14 protein-coding genes are annotated in these 13633 nt (G+C 75.9%); 7 read left to right on the top strand and 7 right to left on the bottom strand.

All coding sequences use genetic code 11. The features are described 5' to 3' along the window. The first annotated feature begins 179 nt into the window (after positions 1–179). The 4 genes from ACI79X_RS00370 to ACI79X_RS00355 all read left to right on the top strand — a co-directional run bounded on the left by ACI79X_RS00370 (position 180) and on the right by ACI79X_RS00355 (position 3053). Positions 180–581, top strand: coding sequence for a hypothetical protein (locus tag ACI79X_RS00370; RefSeq protein WP_457023433.1), 402 nt, complete (start codon positions 180–182; stop codon positions 579–581). 116 nt (positions 582–697) lie between these two features. After that, positions 698–1807 (top strand): sigma-70 family RNA polymerase sigma factor, encoded by a 1110-nt coding sequence (locus ACI79X_RS00365; protein ID WP_457023432.1) that lies wholly within the window; start codon positions 698–700, stop codon positions 1805–1807. 143 nt (positions 1808–1950) lie between these two features. Beyond that, positions 1951–2292: a hypothetical protein gene (locus tag ACI79X_RS00360; protein WP_457023431.1), complete on the top strand. Its 342-nt coding sequence runs from the start codon at positions 1951–1953 to the stop codon at positions 2290–2292. Then, on the top strand, positions 2289–3053 hold the full coding sequence (locus ACI79X_RS00355) for a hypothetical protein (RefSeq protein WP_457023430.1): 765 nt from the start codon (positions 2289–2291) through the stop codon (positions 3051–3053). The genes ACI79X_RS00360 and ACI79X_RS00355 overlap by 4 nt, the downstream gene beginning before the upstream one ends. A gap of 12 nt (positions 3054–3065) precedes the next feature. Here ACI79X_RS00355 and ACI79X_RS00350 read toward each other — a convergent pair whose 3' ends face one another. The 4 genes from ACI79X_RS00350 to ACI79X_RS00335 form a co-directional block, all read right to left on the bottom strand. Next, complete coding sequence (locus ACI79X_RS00350) at positions 3066–4991, bottom strand: NlpC/P60 family protein (RefSeq protein WP_457023429.1); 1926 nt, start codon at positions 4989–4991, stop codon at positions 3066–3068. Between the two features lie 159 nt (positions 4992–5150). Then, positions 5151–5366 (bottom strand): hypothetical protein, encoded by a 216-nt coding sequence (locus ACI79X_RS00345; protein ID WP_457023428.1) that lies wholly within the window; start codon positions 5364–5366, stop codon positions 5151–5153. Next, positions 5356–6657 (bottom strand): citrate synthase, encoded by a 1302-nt coding sequence (locus ACI79X_RS00340; RefSeq protein WP_457023427.1) that lies wholly within the window; start codon positions 6655–6657, stop codon positions 5356–5358. Before ACI79X_RS00340 ends, ACI79X_RS00345 begins: the two co-directional genes overlap by 11 nt. Before the next feature lie 104 nt (positions 6658–6761). Beyond that, positions 6762–8156: a class II fumarate hydratase gene (locus ACI79X_RS00335; protein WP_457023426.1), complete on the bottom strand. Its 1395-nt coding sequence runs from the start codon at positions 8154–8156 to the stop codon at positions 6762–6764. A gap of 155 nt (positions 8157–8311) precedes the next feature. Here ACI79X_RS00335 and ACI79X_RS00330 point away from each other — a divergent pair, with 155 nt between their 5' ends. Both ACI79X_RS00330 and ACI79X_RS00325 read left to right on the top strand, forming a co-directional pair. Next, positions 8312–8866, top strand: a complete 555-nt coding sequence (locus ACI79X_RS00330) for a hypothetical protein (RefSeq protein WP_457023425.1) — start codon at positions 8312–8314, stop codon at positions 8864–8866. Between the two features lie 267 nt (positions 8867–9133). Further along, the gene (locus tag ACI79X_RS00325) at positions 9134–10261 is read left to right on the top strand and encodes a hypothetical protein (RefSeq protein ID WP_457023424.1); all 1128 of its coding nucleotides are present in this window, start codon (positions 9134–9136) and stop codon (positions 10259–10261) included. 69 nt (positions 10262–10330) lie between these two features. Here the strand turns inward: ACI79X_RS00325 and glpX are convergent, their stop codons facing one another. After that, positions 10331–11344 (bottom strand): class II fructose-bisphosphatase, encoded by a 1014-nt coding sequence (gene glpX, locus ACI79X_RS00320; protein ID WP_457023423.1) that lies wholly within the window; start codon positions 11342–11344, stop codon positions 10331–10333. A gap of 142 nt (positions 11345–11486) precedes the next feature. Between glpX and ACI79X_RS00315 the strand changes: the two genes are divergently transcribed. Then, positions 11487–12110, top strand: a complete 624-nt coding sequence (locus ACI79X_RS00315; protein WP_457023422.1) for a DUF4245 domain-containing protein — start codon at positions 11487–11489, stop codon at positions 12108–12110. Positions 12111–12119: 9 nt separating this feature from the next. Here ACI79X_RS00315 and ACI79X_RS00310 read toward each other — a convergent pair whose 3' ends face one another. Then, positions 12120–12335, bottom strand: coding sequence for an exodeoxyribonuclease VII small subunit (locus tag ACI79X_RS00310; RefSeq protein WP_457023421.1), 216 nt, complete (start codon positions 12333–12335; stop codon positions 12120–12122). Beyond that, complete coding sequence (gene xseA / locus ACI79X_RS00305) at positions 12332–13552, bottom strand: exodeoxyribonuclease VII large subunit (RefSeq protein ID WP_457023420.1); 1221 nt, start codon at positions 13550–13552, stop codon at positions 12332–12334. The genes ACI79X_RS00310 and xseA overlap by 4 nt, the downstream gene beginning before the upstream one ends. Positions 13553–13633 lie beyond the last annotated feature (81 nt).

Below are 13633 nucleotides of genomic sequence, written 5' to 3'. Positions count from 1 at the left end.
CTCTCGCCGGTGCGCGGTCCCGCCGGACCGTCCTCCCCGTCCGCGAGGGCAGAACCTGACGAAGGTCGCCCCGCACATTGCGCAGCACACGGCGAGTTGTGTGCCCGTCACCGTCCGCTCATGCGACAGAGTTGCCCCCGAGCACGACACAGGGGGCGATGGAGATGCAGCAGAGCGTGATGGCAGAGACCCAGCAGGCCGACGAGACCGTGGTGGTCCACGTCCAGCTGCGGCCGCGGCGCGGGTCCACCCGGCGCTGCCTGGCCGAGCTGTCGGCCCTGGCCGCCGCACACCCGGCCGTCCCGTTCGCGATCACCGGCCTGGCGAAGGACGAGCGCGTCGTCCGCGTGACCGTCGGCGTCGAGCTGGGCCCGCGCGAGGCGATCGCGCGCTTCTCCCCGCAGGCGCAGGCGGCCTACGCCTTCGTCAGCGACGTCTTCACGGTCCTCTACGACCACATGCCGGTCTACGCCGCCGAGCCCGCGCCCGCCGAGCGCGCCGCGGCCGAGGCGCTGCTGCGCGCCGGCGACCCCGGCCTCGCCCCGGTCCTGCCGGCGGCCGCCGAGCGCGTCCCCGCCTGACGAAGGGCCCTCCTGCCCCCCACCCCTCGCTCCGCTCGGGGCGGGCTCCTGCAGGAGGGCCGTTCCAGCACCTCGCCATCGCCGACGCCTTCCCCGCGATCGACTTGGAGTTCCCGGTGAGCACCCTCGCGACCGTCCCCAGCACCGCCGACCAGCCGGCCGACGACGCCCCCGCCCGCGGGCCGCTCGTCTTCGGCGGCGTCCCCGAGGCCGAGGGCTTCGCGGCCGTCCCGATCACCGCCCGCGACCGGGTGCACTTCCGCGTGGACCGCGACCTCCCGCTCGCGGAGTTCCGCGCCGACCTGCCCGACGGCGTCACGGTCAGCCACGACGAGGGTGAGGGCCTCTACCGGGTCGACGGCCCCTGCGGGCAGGGCCAGGTGCTCGCCGACTGGATCCGCGCCTGGTGCGCCGGCCGCGACGTGACCACCGTGGGCCTGCGCGCGGAGGCGGGCGTCCGCCGCCGCGCGCCCCGCGACCTGCCGCCCGCCTTCCTCGAGGACCTGTGCCGGCACTACCAGCCGCTGAGCCTCAAGCGGCTGCAGCGCAACGCCAGCACCCTGCGCATGCACGTCCCCGACCCCGACGACCTCTACCAGCAGGTCGCCGAGTGGGTCCTCAAGGCCGTCGGCCAGTACGACGAGACCAAGGGCGTCCCGTTCGGGGCCTTCCTCGCCACCCAGCTGTCCAAGTGGGTGCACGACCTCGGCCGCAGCGCCCACGGCCGCACCGCCGCCGACACCGAGAACCGGCAGCAGAAGGCGCTCGCCGCCTTCCAGGCCGAGCACCAGCGCCGGCCCAGCGAGCGCGAGCTCGCCCAGTACATGGGGCAGAGCGTCGCGACGCTGCGCCGCAACTCGCAGACCGTCGCCACCCTCAACGGCCTGCGCAACCTGCAGTCGCTCGACGGCGGCCCCGACGGCGCCACCGAGGTGCTGGTGCCCGACAGCGACGAGGCGCCCGACCAGATCATGGACGAGGCCGAGCAGACGCTGCTCTCGCACGCGCTGACCGCCGCCTGCGCCCCTGACCCGACCGCCGCCCGCGGCCAGCGCGCCGCGCAGCCGAACGTGCTCGGCTGGGCCACCTGGTACCTCACGACCTGGGGTGGGCAGACCAAGACCCAGGTCTCGGCCGACCTCGGCACCTCGGTCCGCAACATGAACGTGCACGCCGACCGCGTCGAGCGCGCCCTCAAGGACCGGCTCACCGAGCTCTCCGAGTGACGCACGGGTAAACGGCACCGAGGAGTCCGGTCCATCCGGGCGCCGGCCTGCCGATGTAGGAGACGCAAGACCACGGGGCCCCGCCGACGCGCCGCACGAGCCGGCCGGGCGGACCCGCGGACACCGACGGGGAGGGGTGTGCGGTGAGCGTGCTGCCTGCGGGCGACCCGGCCGTCGTGCTGCTCCCGCACTGGCTGTCGGCCGCCGACCGCGAGGAGCTGGCCGACGTCGTCCGCGCCGAGCTGGGCGCCGGCGTCCTGCACCCGGTCGCCGCGGTGCACCTCGCCGACGTGCTCACCGAGCTGCACGTGGCCGCCGCGCGCGACGCCGTCTGGCCCGCGCCCGCCGCCCGCGTCCGCCGGGTGACCGGCTGGGCCGACGACGTCCTTCCCGTGCGGCTGTCGGCCGCCGAGCTCGACAGCGTGCTGGCCCTCGGGACGCTGCCCGCGCCGCTGCGCACCGCCCTCGCCGGGCGCCGCGCGTGAGGCCGGAGCGCCCCGCGCGCGTCTCCGCCGGGCTGCTCGCCCGGCTGCGGCCGGGCCCGGTCGCCGTCGACGACGTCCGGGCCGCCGCGGCCGCGGTGCTGCCCGGCCTCGCCACCGGCGGCCTGCGCGCCGCCGTGCTGACCGACCCGGCGCGCGGCCCGGTGCTGGTCCTCGCCGAGGACGAGCGCCGCACCCGGCTGTCGCTGCGCGACCTCGCCGAGGACATGACCGACGCCGGCGTCGCCCCGACCCCCGACGGCGTGGCGGAGGCGCTGACCGGCGTGGTCGCCGGACGCCCGGTGACCGATGCGTCCGCCGCGCGCGCCGGCGTCGCCGTCCTGGACTGGACCGACGACGGACACTCGGCCGTGGGTTGGCGGGTCGTCGTCCGCCGCGGCGAGCGCACCGTGACCTGGACGCCGTCGGACCGCGCCGACGCCGCCGTCGTCACCCGCACCCGCACCGACGCGACGGCCCGCGCGGCCGACGCCGGGGGAGTGCTGCGCGTGGAGGGCCCGGTGGCGCTGTGGTCGCACCCCGGGGCGCCGATGCTGGCCACCGCCGCGCTGGCCGCCCCCGAGCGGCTGCTCGGCCGGATCGCCGACGCGGGGCTGCGGCTGCGCGAGCCCCAGGTGGTCGTGACGCCGATGCGGCCGGTGGCCTGCGCCGCCGAGGGCGTGGCCGACCGGCTCGCCGGGCTCACCGGGGAGGCCTGCGTGCGCCTGCCCTGGTCGGGCCTCGCCGCCCTCCGCTGGCTCTGATGCCTGATCCCGTCAGTCGAGCAGGTCGCCGAACTCCCAGTGCCACGGCTCGGGCTTCTCGCCGCCGGGCCGGGCCCAGTCGGGGTTGACGAAGCCGAACCGCCCCGCGTTCTGCGTCATCCAGGTCCACTGCGCGGTGCCCGCGACGTTCACGCCGCCGCACAGGTCCACCGCCAGCGCCCAGCCGTGGTTCGACGTGCCCGGCACCGCGGCCAGGGCCGGCTTGCGGCGGAACGCGTCCTGCTGGGCGGCCATCGACCGGTAGGAGTCGGTGATGCACAGCGGGGTGCCGAACTCCGCCTCGAAGGCCGACGCCAGCACGGCGTACCCGGCCGCCGCGTCGCAGCGCAGCGCGTGGCCCCGGGCGATCGAGCACAGCGCCTCGGCGGGGATCCGGCCGTTGGTCCAGCCGCCCCACGCGGGGCTGACCGGCCCGGCCGGCGCCGGCGGAGCACCGCAGGCGCCGCGGCCCGACGCCGTCGCCGGCAGCGGCGCGTTCGGCCGGTCCGGGGCGGGCAGGGTGACCCGCACGGCGCGGGCGTCCTCGGGCAGCGGGCGGACGCCCACCCGGTAGGTGGCGGCCGAGGCGCCCAGCACCTCGCCGGCACCGAGGTAGAGGGCGACGTCCTGACCGCCGTCGGAGACCACCAGGTCGCCGACCTGCATCTGCGAGGCGGGGACCACGGTCGCGGCGGCCCACTGCCCGGCGGCGGTGGCCGGCAGGTCGTACCCGGCCAGCAGCCACGACGCCGCGGTGAGCCCGCCGCAGTCGAAGGCGTCCGGGCCGGCGGCACCGGCGGCGTAGGGCCGGCCGGCCTGCGCCAGCGCGCTGCTGACGGCGGCCACGGTCTCGGCGGGGAGCACGGTCACCGGGCGGTTGCCCACCACGGCCCAGGCCACGCCCGGCACGGCCTGGCCGGCCGCGTCGAGGGCGGGGGAGAAGCCGGCGGGCAGCGTCGCCGGGTCGGCGAGCTCGGCGGCCGACGGCGGCTCGATCCCGGCCGATGCCAGCTCGGCGAGGGAGCCCTGCCAGCGCTGCAGCGCGGCGGTGTTGCGCTCCTGCTGCGCGCCGGCCGAGGGCACGGTGTCCAGCGCCGCGAGCTGCGCGGCGACGTCGAGGCCGAGGTCGTCGGCGGTCTCCCGGACACCGGCCAGCAGCGTGCGGGCCTGCGCGGTGGCGGCGTCGACGGCGGCGCGCGCCTCGGCGACCCGGCCGGCCGCGGCCTCCGCGGCCGCCTCGGCGCGCTGCGCCCGGACGACGACGGCCTCGCGCTCGACGGCGGCCCGGTCGGCCAGCGCCTGCAGCTGCAGCACGCCCGACGTCGTGCCGGGGGTGGTGGCCTCGAGGCCGAGCACCGGCATCCGGCCGGTGGCGCTCGCGCGGTACAGGTCGGCCGCGACGTCGCCGACGGTCGCCTGCTCGGCGGCGACGGCGGCGCGGGCGGCCTCCTCGGCGGCGACGGCGGTGGCCAGCTCGGCGCGGCGGCCGTCGATCTCGGCCTGCAGCCGGCGGTAGGCGTCGGCGTCCTGCAGCAGGGTGCTGCGGGCGGCCAGGGCCAGGCCCGCGGGGTCGGTGGCGACGGTGGCCGAGCCGGGCGCGGAGGTGGCGGGGGCGAGCAGCACGCTGACGGCGGGCACGAGCAGCGTGGCCAGGCCGACGACGAGCAGCCGGGTGCGCCACGGACCCCGCTCGCGGGGAGCGGACGCGGGACGGCGGGCGGGGGTGCGCCGGCCCCGCTTCTCCGCGGACGCCTTCTTCCTCGCGGCGGGCCGGGCCGTCGCGGGCCGGGCGGTCGCGGGGCGGGCGGTTCCGGCCGTGCCCGGGGTGCCGGCGGCGCGGGCGGCGAGCAGGGCGCGCAGCGCCTCGGCCTCGCGGGGGGTGAGCTCGCGGCGGGGAGCGGAGGTGCGCGGGGAGGCGGTCGTGCGTGGAGCGGGCACGGTCTGGTCCCCCGGGCGGTCTCGGCTGGCTGGCCGCGCTCCGGATCGGAGCGCTCGCCGTCAGATCGACCGTCCGGGGGACCCGGAGGAGGGACGGGGGAGCGGGTCTCACCCCATGGGGGGAGGGGTTCCGCCCGGTCGGGGGACCGGCCGGTTGGGTCAGCGGTCGGGGGCCCACCAGGCGCCGTGCCGGGGGACCAGCGCGATGCGGTGCTCGGCGCCGTCGGCGGTGGAGACGACCACCTCGACGGCGGTCACCTCCAGCGTCCGGTCGTCCTCGCGCAGCACCCGGCCGGTGGCCAGGGGGATGGGTGGCAGGACCAGGACGTCCTCGGCCGGATCGCTGCCCATGGCGCCCGCCCCGTCAGCGCTCACCGATCGGGACGAAGGCGCGCTCGGTCTCGCCGGTGTACACCTGGCGCGGCCGGCCGATCTTCGTCGTCGGGTCCTCGATCATCTCCCGCCACTGGGCGATCCAGCCGGGCAGCCGGCCGAGGGCGAACAGCACGGTGAACATCCGCGTCGGGAAGCCCATCGCCCGGTAGATCAGGCCGGTGTAGAAGTCGACGTTCGGGTAGAGCTTGCGCTGCACGAAGTAGTCGTCGGACAGCGCGATCTCCTCGAGCTGGCGCGCCAGGTCCAGCAGCTGGTTGTCGCCGCCCAGCTTGTCCAGGACGGTGTCGGCGGTCTGCTTCACGATCGCCGCGCGCGGGTCGTAGTTCTTGTAGACCCGGTGGCCGAAGCCCATGAGCTTGACGCCGGGCTCCTTGTCCTTCACCCGCGCCACGAACCGGCCGATGTCGCCGCCGTCGCGCTGGATGGCCTCCAGCATCTCCAGCACCGACTGGTTGGCCCCGCCGTGCAGCGGGCCGAACAGCGCGTTGATGCCGGCCGAGACCGAGGCGAACAGGTTGGCGTGCGAGGAGCCGACCAGGCGCACGGTCGACGTCGAGCAGTTCTGCTCGTGGTCGGCGTGCAGCACGAACAGCATGTCGAGGGCGGCGGCCAGATCGGGGTCGACCTCGTAGGGCTCGGCGGGGAAGCCGAAGGTCATCCGCAGGAAGTTCTCGACCAGGCCGAGGGAGTTGTCGGGGTAGAGGAACGGCTGCCCGACCGACTTCTTGTACGCGTAGGCCGCGATGGTGGGCAGCTTGGCCAGCAGCCGGACGGTGGAGATCTCCACGTGCCGCGGGTCGAAGGGGTCCAGCGAGTCCTGGTAGAAGGTCGACAGGGCGCTGACCGCCGAGGACAGCACCGGCATCGGGTGCGCGTCGCGCGGGAAGCCGCGGAAGAACTGCTTGAGGTCCTCGTGCAGGAGGGTGTGCCGGCGCAGGTTCTCGTCGAAGGCCGCCAGCTGGTCGGCGGTGGGCAGCTCGCCGTGGATCAGCAGGTAGGTGACCTCGAGGAAGCTGGCCTTCCCGGCGAGCTGGTCGATCGGGTAGCCCCGGTAGCGCAGGATGCCCGCGTCGCCGTCGATGTAGGTGATCGCCGACGTGCACGAGGCGGTGTTCACGAAGCCGACGTCGAGCGCGACCTGTCCGGTCGTCGCCATCAGCTTGGAGACGTCGAGCCCGGAGGCGCCCTCCGTGGCCGGGACCGTGCGCAGCGGGAGCTCACCCCCCGGGTGCCGGAGGGATACCTCGGGGGTGCTGGCTGTCTCGGTCATGGTGGCCCGACGCTATCGCCGTCCGGCCGCTCCGACGACAGCGACCGTCCCCCGGCGGGGTGGAGCGGGCTCCCGCCCACCCCGCCGGGGCGGTCAGGGACGGGTCACGGGTGGGTCATCGAGAGGACGTCGAGGGCCTCGTCGAGCTGGGCCTCGGTGAGCTTGCCCTGCTCCACGTAGCCGCGCTCGAGCACCACCTGGCGGATCGTCTTCTGCTCGGCCAGCGACTGCTTGGCGACCTTCGCGGCCTCCTCGTAGCCGATGTACTTGTTCAGCGGCGTGACGATCGACGGCGAGGACTCCGCGTAGGTGCGGCACTGCTCGACGTTGGCGACGATGCCGTCGACGCAGCGGTCGGCCAGGATCCGGCTGACGTTGGCCAGCAGCCGGATCGACTCGAGCACGTTGCGCGCCATGAGCGGCAGGGTCACGTTGAGCTCGAAGACGCCGGTGGTGCCGGCGTAGGTGACGGCGGCGTCGTTGCCGATGACCTGGGCGGCCACCTGGATGACCGCCTCGGGGATCACCGGGTTCACCTTGCCCGGCATGATCGAGCTGCCCGGCTGCAGGTCGGGGAGCTGGATCTCGCCGAGGCCGGTGCGCGGGCCCGAGCCCATCCACCGCAGGTCGTTGGCGATCTTCACCAGGCCGACGGCGATCGTCTTGAGCTGGCCGGAGGCCTCCACCAGGCCGTCGCGGGAGCTCTGCGCCTCGAAGTGGTCGCGGGCCTCGCTGAGCGGCAGGTCGAGCTCGCCGGCGAGCCGCTCGATGATGGCGGCGGCGAAGCCGGGCGGGGTGTTGATGCCGGTGCCGACGGCGGTGCCGCCCAGCGGCAGCTCACCGATGCGGGGGAGTGAGGCGTGCAGCCGCTCGACGCCGTAGCGGATCGCCGCGGCGTACCCGCCGAACTCCTGGCCGAGGGTGACCGGGGTGGCGTCCATGAGGTGGGTGCGGCCGCTCTTGACGACCTCGCGGAACTCCTCGGCCTTGCGCGACAGCGAGGCCTCCAGGTGCTGCAGCGCCGGCACCAGGTCGCGCACGATCGCGCGCGTGGCCGCCACGTGGATGGCCGAGGGGAAGACGTCGTTGGACGACTGCGAGGCGTTGACGTGGTCGTTCGGGTGCACCGGCGTGCCCGAGGCCTCGGTGGCCAGGGTGGCCAGGACCTCGTTGGTGTTCATGTTGCTCGACGTCCCCGAGCCGGTCTGGAAGACGTCGATGGGGAAGTGCTCGTCCCACGTGCCGGAGGCGACCTCGGCGGCCGCGGCGGCGATGGCGTCCGCGACGCCGCGGTCGAGCACGCCGAGGTCGGCGTTCACGCGCGCCGCGGCGCCCTTGATGGCGGCCAGGGCGGCGATGAGCTCGCGCTCGATGGGGGTGCCGGAGATCGGGAAGTTCTCGACGGCGCGCTGGGTCTGGGCCCGCCACTTGGCCCAGGCGGGGACGCGGACCTCCCCCATGGAGTCGTGCTCGACGCGGAATTCCTGCTCGGTGGCCACGCTGGCTCCCGTGTGGTGTCGGTGGGTTCGGTGCTGCAGGCGTGACCCTAGAGAGGCCCGGTCCCGCTCCATGTGGGGAGGCTCCGGTCGGGATGCGGGACGGCGGCCCCCGCGGTGGCTAGCGTCCGCCGGACCACCCCGCCCGAGGAGCTCCCGTGACACCTCCGCACGACCCCGCGTACGGCACCGCTCCCACGGGCGGCTGGACGCCGTGGGGCACCTGGGAGCCGGGCGCCGGCCGGCCCGCCCCGGCCGCGCCCGCGGCCCCGGCCGTGCCGGCCGGCCGCCCGCTGGGGCCCGGCGGCATCGCCGTCGTCGTGGCGGGACTGGTCATCGGCATGGTGCTGGCCGCCGTCGTCGGCGCGCTGCTGCTGCGCGGGGCTGCCGACGACGCCGGCACCGCCGCCGGCGAGGCGATCGGCGAGGCGATGTTCGGAGGCAGCACCACCGAGGACGCCGGCTGGTACGCCGACCCCTACGCCGCGGGCGGCCTCGGGCCGGTCGAGCAGTCGGAGCCGGTGCCGCCCGGCGAGCTCGGCCCCGACCCGGTGCTCGACGCCTACGCGCAGGAGTGCTTCGACGGCGACCTGCAGTCCTGCGACGACCTCTACATGGAGTCGGCGCCGCTGTCGGACTACGAGGAGTACGGCAGCACCTGCGGCGGCCGGGTGAAGGCCTGGACCGTGCCGTTCTGCACCGAGCTGGACTGAGGCAGGACCCCGCCCCATCACCGCTCGGGCGGTGTCCCGGAGGGGGCCGGCTCGGGGCGCCGTGCAAGTCGCGCACCAGTCCGTTCCAGCACGTCGGGGCATCGTGGGGGTGCGGGCGGGACGCTCCCGGAGGGGGCCCCGCGGCGGACGGGAGCCGTGGGGCGGGTGACGTCCGACGCCGCCGTCCCGTGACCGGACGGTGCTTGGTCGTCCCGATCGGCCGACCTAGCCTGGCCCCGCCAGCGACCAGAACCGAGGAGTCCGCAGATGTCCCAGCCGCCGACGCCGCCGCAGGGCGGCAACGACCCCTCGGGCCAGCAGCCCGGGCAGCAGGGCTGGGGGCAGTCCGACGACCCGACCGCGCAGTTCGGTCAGCCGGCCCCGCCGACCTCCCAGTTCCAGGCCGGCCAGTACGGCCAGCCGGGTGACCCGCGCGAGCGGACGACGCCCTTCGGCCAGCCCGACCCGAACGCCTACGGGCAGCAGCAGTACGGCCAGCAGTACGGGCAGCAGGGCTACGACCCGAACGCCCAGTACGGGCAGTACGGGCAGCAGGGGTACGACCCCAACGCCCAGTACGGGCAGTACGGGCAGCAGGGCTACGACCCCAACGCCCAGTACGGGCAGTACGGGCAGCAGGGGTACGACCCGAACGCCCAGTACGGCCAGCAGTACGGGCAGCAGGGCGCCTACGGCCAGCCGCCGCAGCAGCCGAAGAAGAACCTCGCCGTCATCCTGACCGTCGTCGGCGTGGTGCTCATCGCGGGCCTCGGTGTGCTGCTGTTCTTCCTGCTGCGCGACGACGAGGGCTCCACGGTCGCCGACCCGACGACCACCACCAGCGCCTCGACGACGACGTCCTCGTCGAGCTCCAGCTCCTCCTCGAGCTCGTCGTCGTCCTCCTCGTCCTCGTCCTCCAGCTCCCCGACCACCCCCGGCGGTGGCGGTGGCGGTGGCCTCCCGGCGGGGCAGCCGCCGGTGGGCCTCGGCGAGGACACCGAGGGCGACTTCCAGCAGCAGGCCGACGCCTGCTTCGCCGGTGACCTGGCCGTCTGCGACGACCTGTGGCTGGACACCCCCGTCGGCTCGCAGTGGGAGCAGTACGGCGGCACCTGCGGCGGCCGCGACGCCTACGAGGGCGGCGGCACCTGCGAGGACCGCTTCGGCGCGGGCAGCGGCGGCGCCACGGCGGCCCCGGTGCCGCCCACCGGCCTGGGTGTCGACGAGGAGGGCGACTGGCAGCAGCAGGCCGACGCCTGCTTCGCCGGTGACCTCGCCGCCTGCGACGACCTGTGGCTCGACACCCCGGTCGGCTCGGACTGGGAGCAGTACGGCGGCACCTGCGCCGGCCGGGTCGAGTACCAGGCGGGCACCTGCGAGCTGCGGCTCGACTGAGGTCCACGCACACGAGGACGGCCCCGGGGCGATCGCCCCGGGGCCGTCCTCGTGTGCGGTGCGTCCGGGTCAGTCGTGGTGCGGGTCGAAGGCGACGGCCGAGTAGGCCCGCAGCTTCTCCAGCGAGTGCAGGCTGTCGATCGAGCGGATCGTGCCCGAGCGCGAACGCATCACCAGCGACTGGGTGGTGCAGCCGCCGGCCCGGTACTGCACGCCGCGCAGCAGCTCGCCGTCGGTGATCCCGGTGGCCACGAAGAAGACGTCGCCGCGCACGAGGTCGTCGATCTGCAGCACCCGGTCGAGGTCGTGGCCGGCGTCGATCGCCTTCTGCCGCTCCTCGTCGTCCTTGGGCCACAGCCGGCCCTGCAGCGCACCGCCCATGCACTTGAGCGCGCAGGCGGCGATGATGCCCTCCGGCGTGCCGCCGATGCCCATGAGGATGTCGACGCCGGTGCCCTCGCGGGCGGCGGCGATCGCGCCGGCGACGTCGCCGTCGGAGATGAACTTGATGCGGGCGCCGGCCTCGCGGACCTCGTGCACGAGCTGCTCGTGCCGCGGCCGGTCGAGGATGCAGACGGTGACGTCGGCGACCGAGCTGTGCTTGGCCTTCGCGACCCGGCGGATGTTCTCCGCGACCGGCGCGGTGATGTCGACGGCGTCGGCCGCGGCCGGGCCGACGGCGATCTTCTCCATGTAGAAGACGGCCGAGGGGTCGTACATGGCGCCGCGGTCGGCGACGGCCATGACGGCGATGGCGTTGGGCATGCCCTTGGCCATCAGGGTGGTGCCGTCGATCGGGTCGACGGCGACGTCGCACTCGGGGCCGTAGCCGTCGCCCACCTGCTCGCCGTTGTAGAGCATGGGCGCCTCGTCCTTCTCGCCCTCGCCGATGACGACCACGCCGCGCATGCTCACCGTGCCGATCAGCGCCCGCATGGCGTCGACCGCGGCCCCGTCGCCGCCGTTCTTGTCGCCGCGGCCCACCCAGCGGCCGGCGGCCATGGCGGCGGCCTCGGTGACGCGCACCAGCTCGAGGGCCAGGTTGCGGTCGGGGGCCGGGCGGTCGGTGCGGAAGGTGCTCACGCGCGGGGTCTGGGGCACGGGGCCGTCGGGTACGGGCAGTGTCACGGGGACCTCCAACGACCGGCACCGTTGCCGGTCGGGCGCGAGGCGCCGCCCGATGCGGGGCGGCGGGGTTCTGGATCGGTGCTGCGATCCTAGGGGCATGACCAGTTCCGGCCCGTCGGGCCAGCAGGCCCCCGAGGAGCAGCCCGTCGAGGAGCAGCCGCCCCCCGCGCCGACCGCGGTCGAGCGGGCCAACCGGATGAGCGCGGCCAACATGATCCGGTCGCTGGCCCCGCTGGTGCTCATCTGCCTGCTGGTCGTGGGCTGGATCGCCTTCCGGCAGAGCGGCACCGACCCGGTGCGGACGGTCGACCCGGCCAGCTCCGTGCAGTTCGCGGCGTCCCGGGCGGGCTACGAGCTGGCGGCGCCCACGGGACTGCCCGACGGCTACCGGCCCACCAGCGCCCGCACCGACGCCGGCGAGGCCGCCGAGGGCGCACCGGTGACCCTGGAGATCGGCTACCTGACGCCGTCGGACGAGTACGCCGGCTTCGTCACCACCGACGACCCTCGCGCCGAGGAGCTGACCGCCGTCCTCGACGACGCCACCGAGGACGGCACCGTCGACGTCGGCGGGCGCACCTGGACGCGGCTGACCAGCGGGCGCGGCGAGACGGTGCTCACCCTCGAGGAGGGCGAGGTGACCACGATGGTCACCGGCTCGGCCGGCGACGACGAGCTCGAGACCGTGGCCGGCTCGATCGCCCCCGTGGCGGTGCGCTGAGCCGCCCGCTCAGCCCTCCTGCTGCTCGCCCGGGGTCGCCGCGGCCAGCCGCTCGCGGGCGCGGTCGAGCCAGTGCCGGCACATCTCGGCCAGCTGCTCGCCGCGCTCCCACAGCGCCAGGGACTCCTCGAGCGTGAGGCCGCCGGCCTCCAGCCGGCGCACCACGTCGGCCAGCTCCTCGCGGGCCTGCTCGTAGCTCTGGGTCGGCTGCTCGGGTGCGCTCACGGCTGCCCATCCTCCCTGTCGACCCGCACGGGCAGCCGGCCGCCCGCGACCCGCACCGACAGGGCCTCGCCGTCGGTCACCTCGCCGGGGTCGCGGACCAGCGCCCCGTCGCCGCGCTGCACCAGCGCGTAGCCGCGCTGCAGCGTGGCCTGCGGCGAGAGGGCGGCGACCCGCGCCCGGGCGTGCTCGAGGTCGCGCTCGGCGGTCTCGACGCGGTGGGTGAGCGTGCGCCGGGCGCGGTCGCGCAGCGCGGCGACGTCGTCGGCCCGGCCGTGCAGCAGCCGCTGCGGGTCGGCGAGCACCGGCCGGCTGCGGACGTTCTCCAGCCACCGCTCCTGCTGCTCGATGCGCACCGACACGAGGTGCCGGGCGCGGGCGCGCAGCCCGTCGACCAGCCGCCGCTGCTCGCCGATCTCGGGCACGACGCGGTGCGCGGCGTCGGTGGGGGTGGCGGCGCGGACGTCGGCGACGTGGTCGACCAGCGTGGTGTCGGTCTCGTGCCCGACGGCGGTGACCACCGGGGTGCGGCAGGCGGCGATGGCGCGCACCAGCCCCTCGTCGGAGAACGGCAGCAGGTCCTCCACCGAGCCGCCGCCGCGGGCGACGACGATGACCTCGACCTCCGGGTCGCGGTCGAGGCGCTGCAGGCCCTCGATCACCGAGCCGGCGGCGTTCACGCCCTGCACCAGGCTGTGGTGGACGGCGAACCGCACGGCCGGCCAGCGGCGTCGCGCGGTGACGAGCACGTCCCGCTCGGCGGCGGAGTCCTTGCCGGTGACCAGGCCGACGACGGCCGGCGCGAACGGCAGCGGGCGCTTGCGGGCGGCGTCGAAGAGGCCCTCGGCGGCCAGCAGCCGGCGGATCCGCTCGATCCGGGCGAGCAGCTCGCCGAGGCCGACGGCGCGGATCTCGGTGGCGCGCAGGGAGAAGGAGCCGCGGGCGATGTAGTAGTCCGGCCGGGCGCGCACGACCACGCGCGCGCCCTCGGTGAGCTCGAGGCCCGGCCGGTCGGCGACGTCGCGGGCGCAGGTGACCGGGACCGAGAGGTCGGCCGCCGGGTCGCGCAGGGTGAGGAAGACGGTGGCCGCGCCGCGGCGGGAGAGCTGGGCGACCTGCCCCTCGACCCACACCTCGCCGAGCCGGCCGATCCACTCGGCGACCTTGCGGGCCACCGTGCGGACGGGCCACGGGGCCTCGGGGGTCGACGGAGCGGTCACGGGGGTCGAGCCTGCCAGGCCCCACCGACACGGCGGCCCGGGACCCTCGAGGGGTCCCGGGCCGCCGGGAGGGGATCGGTC

The organism is Geodermatophilus sp. SYSU D01119 (assembly GCF_054049975.1).
Note: the sequence above shows the minus strand (reverse complement) of the source record. Positions and strands in the feature narration are given on the sequence as shown.

What these genes read in the sequence shown, in the direction of transcription:
- ACI79X_RS00370 (WP_457023433.1), top strand. Translation starts at nt 180, where the DNA reads ATGGCAGAGACCCAGCAGGCCGACGAGACCGTGGTGGTCCACGTCCAG.
- ACI79X_RS00340 (WP_457023427.1), bottom strand. Translation starts at nt 6,657, where the DNA reads ATGACCGAGACAGCCAGCACCCCCGAGGTATCCCTCCGGCACCCGGGG.
- ACI79X_RS00325 (WP_457023424.1), top strand. Translation starts at nt 9,134, where the DNA reads ATGTCCCAGCCGCCGACGCCGCCGCAGGGCGGCAACGACCCCTCGGGC.
- ACI79X_RS00315 (WP_457023422.1), top strand. Translation starts at nt 11,487, where the DNA reads ATGACCAGTTCCGGCCCGTCGGGCCAGCAGGCCCCCGAGGAGCAGCCC.